The sequence below is a fragment of the Inquilinus limosus MP06 genome (assembly GCF_000767795.1).
Taxonomy (GTDB): domain Bacteria; phylum Pseudomonadota; class Alphaproteobacteria; order DSM-16000; family Inquilinaceae; genus Inquilinus; species Inquilinus limosus_E.
The window spans coordinates 1-4,100 of the sequence record NZ_JANX01000558.1 but is presented as its reverse complement, the minus strand read 5'-3'; the positions used below and the strand labels follow the sequence as shown (position 1 = coordinate 4,100).

Annotated in this window: 6 protein-coding genes; 4 read left to right on the top strand and 2 right to left on the bottom strand. The window is 71.0% G+C overall.

Annotation, left to right across the window (positions count from 1 at the left end; genetic code table 11):
• Positions 1 to 232 precede the first annotated feature (232 nt).
• The 4 genes from P409_RS28310 to P409_RS28300 all read left to right on the top strand — a co-directional run bounded on the left by P409_RS28310 (position 233) and on the right by P409_RS28300 (position 2,847).
• The gene (locus P409_RS28310) at positions 233 to 415 is read left to right on the top strand and encodes a CsbD family protein (RefSeq protein ID WP_034846288.1); all 183 of its coding nucleotides are present in this window, start codon (positions 233 to 235) and stop codon (positions 413 to 415) included.
• 10 nt (positions 416 to 425) lie between these two features.
• A complete protein-coding gene (locus P409_RS37410) occupies positions 426 to 572 on the top strand; it encodes an entericidin A/B family lipoprotein (RefSeq protein WP_081991866.1) in 147 nt (48 codons plus the stop codon).
• 75 nt (positions 573 to 647) lie between these two features.
• The gene (locus P409_RS37405) at positions 648 to 806 is read left to right on the top strand and encodes a YqaE/Pmp3 family membrane protein (RefSeq protein ID WP_034846286.1); all 159 of its coding nucleotides are present in this window, start codon (positions 648 to 650) and stop codon (positions 804 to 806) included.
• A gap of 70 nt (positions 807 to 876) precedes the next feature.
• Entirely contained in the window at positions 877 to 2,847 is a 1,971-nt protein-coding gene (locus P409_RS28300) for a S9 family peptidase (RefSeq protein WP_034846284.1), read from the top strand.
• A gap of 44 nt (positions 2,848 to 2,891) precedes the next feature.
• Here the strand turns inward: P409_RS28300 and P409_RS28295 are convergent, their stop codons facing one another.
• Entirely contained in the window at positions 2,892 to 3,314 is a 423-nt protein-coding gene (locus P409_RS28295; RefSeq protein ID WP_034846282.1) for a cupin domain-containing protein, read from the bottom strand.
• 40 nt (positions 3,315 to 3,354) lie between these two features.
• Positions 3,355 to 4,100: SDR family oxidoreductase (locus tag P409_RS28290; RefSeq protein WP_238578795.1), on the bottom strand; the 746-nt coding region annotated here is incomplete at its 5' end.

Sequence of the window (4,100 nt, the reverse complement as noted above, 5' to 3'; positions counted from 1 at the left end):
GACCGCCTGGAAGCGCTACCGGTGCGGCCGTCTGACGGTGGACTCGAAACGTCCGGTGCTCACGCACCAATGTGCGCTGTGCTCCGATTCTCGAAACCACCACCAGCCGACTCACGCCAGCACGCTTCCAAACGGTCTCTGACGGCCACGGCGCCTGGGAACTCCCGGCGAAGCGGTGCCGTTACATCACCGGTCCGTCCCGGATCGGTTTCCTAACCCAGGAGGAAATCCAATGGACAAGGATCGCATCAAGGGCGTGGTCGACCAGGCGGTCGGCAAGGGCAAGACGGAGGCCGGCAAGGTGACCGGCGACCGCAAGCTCGAGGCCGAAGGCCAGGCGCAGACCGCGGCCGGCAAGATCGAATCCGCCGCCGGCAAGGTGAAGGACGCCGTCCGGGACGTTCTGAAGAGGTAAGGAGCAGATCATGATCGCACGCATCGTTCTCATCGCCGGCCTGATGGCCGCCGGCCTCGGCATGGCCGCCTGCGACAACACCGTCCGCGGCGTCGGCCAGGACACGCAGAAGGCCGGTCAGAGCATCGAGCAGTCGACCAAGCCGAACCCGCCCTGATCCGGCCGCCCGGGCGGATGGGCCCACCATCCGCCCGGGCATCCCGATGGCCTGCCCGCACTCTGAAGGACCCGCATGGATCTGATCCGGATCATCATCGCCATCCTGCTGCCGCCGCTGGGGGTGTTCCTCCAGGTCGGATTCGGCGGGCAGTTCTGGCTCAACATCCTGCTGACGCTGCTGGGCTACATCCCCGGCATCGTCCACGCGGTCTGGGTGATCGCGAAGAAATAGCGCGGCCACTGGAATCCGGGCGCCCGATCGGACAGGCTGGCGCGGTCGCCCACCGACCGGAGTCGTCCCCATGCCGAGCACCAGGATCGCGCCCTACGGTTTCTGGAGATCGCCGATCACCTCCGACCTGATCGTGGCGCAGTCGATCGGCCTGTCCGAGGTCCGGCTGGACGGCGACGCGATCTGGTGGCTGGAGGGCCGGCCGCAGGAGGGCGGGCGCAGCGTGCTGATGCGCCGCGCGCCCGACGGCACGGTGGCCGAGATCAGCCCGCCGGAGGTCAATGTCCGCACCCGGGTGCACGAATATGGCGGCGGCGCCTGGACTGTCGCCGACGGCACCGTCTTCTTCTCCAACGACCGGCCCGGCCCCACAGGCGCGCGGCCGGACCGCCGGCTCTACCGCCAGGCGCCGGGCGCGGCGCCGGTCCCGGTCACCGCCGCGACCGGCGAGGCGGGGGAGGAGTGGCGCTTCGCCGACGGACTGGTTGATCCGCGCCGGCGCCTGTGGATCGGCGTCGGCGAGCGGCACCAGCCCGGCGGGGGGCATCCCGACAACATGATCGTCGCGGTGCCGCTGGAGGGCGAGGGCGCCGGCAGCGTCCGCATCCTGGCGCTGGGCCACGACTTCTTCGCCTCGCCCCGGCTGTCGCCGGATGGCGGGCGCCTGGCCTGGCTGGCCTGGGACCATCCGAACATGCCCTGGGTCGAGACCACGCTGTTCGTCGCCAACCTGGACGCCGCAGGCGCGCCGGCCGGGACGCCACGGGCGGTGGCCGGCGGGTCCGGTGAATCCGTGTTCCAGCCGGAATGGTCGCCGGACGGGCAATGGCTGGTCTTCGCCGCCGACCGATCCGGCTGGTGGAACCTGTATCGCTGCGACGGCAATGGCGGCCCGGCTGAGCCGGTGCTGGCGATGGCGGCGGAGTTCGGCCAGCCGCAATGGGTGTTCGGGATGTCGGCCTATGCCTTCTCCGGCCCCGGGCGCCTCTTGAGCAGCTATATCGAGGGCGGCCTGGGCAAGCTGGCCCTGGTCGACCTGCTGACCGGTGCGCTGACCCCGGTCGATTTGCCCTTCACCGATATCAGCTCGGTCCGCGCCAATGAGCGGATCGCGGTGTTCCGCGCCGGCTCGCCGCGCGACCCGGGCCAGATCGTGCGGCTCGACCTCGCCACCGGGCGCTGGGAGGTGCTGAAACGCGCGACCGAGATCGGCGAGGACCCGGCGCTGCGCGGCTTCTTCGCCCCGGCCCAGCCGGTCGAGTTCCCGACGGCGGGCGGCCGCACCGCCCATGGCTTGTATTATCCGCCGACCAGCGCGGACCACGCGGCGCCGGCGGGCGACGTGCCGCCGCTGGTGGTGAAGATCCATGGCGGCCCGACCTCCGCCGCCTCCTCGACGCTCAATCTCGGCATCCAGTATTGGACCAGCCGCGGCATCGCCGTGCTCGACGTCAACTATGGCGGCAGCACCGGCTACGGCCGGGCCTATCGCGACCGGCTGAACCTGAGCTGGGGTGTGGTCGATGTGCAGGACGCAGTGGCCGGGGCGAAATACCTGGCCTCGCAGGGGCTGGCCGACGCCGCCCGCTCGGTGATCACCGGCGGCAGCGCCGGCGGCTACACCGCCCTGGCGGCGCTGGCCTTCGACAGCTACTTCGCCGGCGGCGCCAGCCATTTCGGGGTCAGCGACGCGGCGGCCCTGGCGCGCGACACGCACAAATTCGAGTCGCGCTATCTCGACTGGCTGATCGGCCCGTATCCGGCGGAGGCCGAGCGCTACCGCGAGCGGTCGCCGCTGTACCACGCCGACAAGCTGTCGAAGCCGGTGATCTTCTTCCAGGGCGACGAGGACGAGGTGGTGCCGCCGAACCAGACCGAGGCGATGGTCGACGCGCTGCGCGCCAAGGGCCAGCCGGTCGGCTATGTCCTGTTCGCGGGCGAGCAGCACGGCTTTCGCAAGGCCGCCAACATCCAGCGCGCCCTGGACGGCGAGCTGGCCTTCTATGCGGTGGAGATCTTCAAGACCGGGCTTGCCTTCTAGGCATCGCCGAGGCCGGGCCAAGTGGTCCGGCCTCGGTGGCCGGCTTACTTGTGGATCGGCGTCGTCAGCTGGGTCTCGCTGGTGTCGACGACGAAGACGGCCAGCAGCCTGGCCGGCTCGGTCTTGCTGCCGTTCGAGCTGACGGCGTGGCGGTCGCCCGGCAGCTCGGTGAAGCTCTGCCCGGCCGTGTAGGTCGTGACCGGCCCGTCATTGACCTGGCTGGTGATCGACCCCTCCAGCACCGTCGCGTAGATGAAGGCCGACTTGGCGTGGGTGTGGGCGTCCGACGATCCGCCGGGGGCGTATTCCACCAGGAAGGCCTTCAGGCTCTTGCCCGGGACGTTGGGAATCACGTGATCATAGACCAGCGTCACCTTGGAGCCGACATCGGCGGCCAAGGCGGGGGCCGCCAGGGCCGGGGCCGAGATCAGGGCGGCGAGCGCAAGGGCGCCGAGGATGCGTTTCATGACAGTGTCCTTCAGGTTGGGGTGAAACAGGGACGGAGGATCAGGCTCTTGCCTGGGCCTGGTGGAACCACGCCTCGAACCGGGTCATGCCGAGGCGCAGGGTGCTGCCGGGACCCGGCGGGCGGTCGTCGGGTGCTGTGGCCGGCCAGCGGGCGTGGGTGTCGCTGACGACGGGCCGTGGGTCCTCTGTCGCCCGCAGGTAGCGGGCGACCAGCTCGCTCAGCCGCAGCCGTTCCGGCCCGGCGATCTCGATGGTGTCGTTGACGGGATCGCCCAGCGCGATCCGGGCCACGAAGGCGGCCACGTCGTCCGGGGCGATCGGCTGCACGGCCGCCGGCGGCAGGCGCAGGATGGCGCCGGCCGCTGCCGACCGGGCGATGCCGCCCAGGAACTCGAACAGCTGGGTCGAATGGATGAGTGTGTAGGGCAGGCCGGAGGCACGGATCAGCCGCTCCTGCGTCATCCGGCCGCGGGCCACGCTGCCCTGTCGCGGCCGCTCCGTCCCGGCCACCGACAGCGCCACATGATGCCCGATGCCGGCCGCGGCCTCGGCGGCGAGCAGGGTGCGCTGCGAGGCCTCGATGGCGGCCAGCGCCGCCTCGTCCTCGCAGGAGGCCGCGTCCGTCAGGTCGACCGCCACCTGCGCGCCGGCCAGGGCAGGCCCCGGGCCGTTGCCGGTGGATGCGACCTCATGGCCGGCCTGCCGGAGGAGCCGGGTGGTCCTGGCGCCGATCGGGCCGGCGACGTCGATGATCACGACCTTCATGTTCCGCCTCGTGTTGCCGA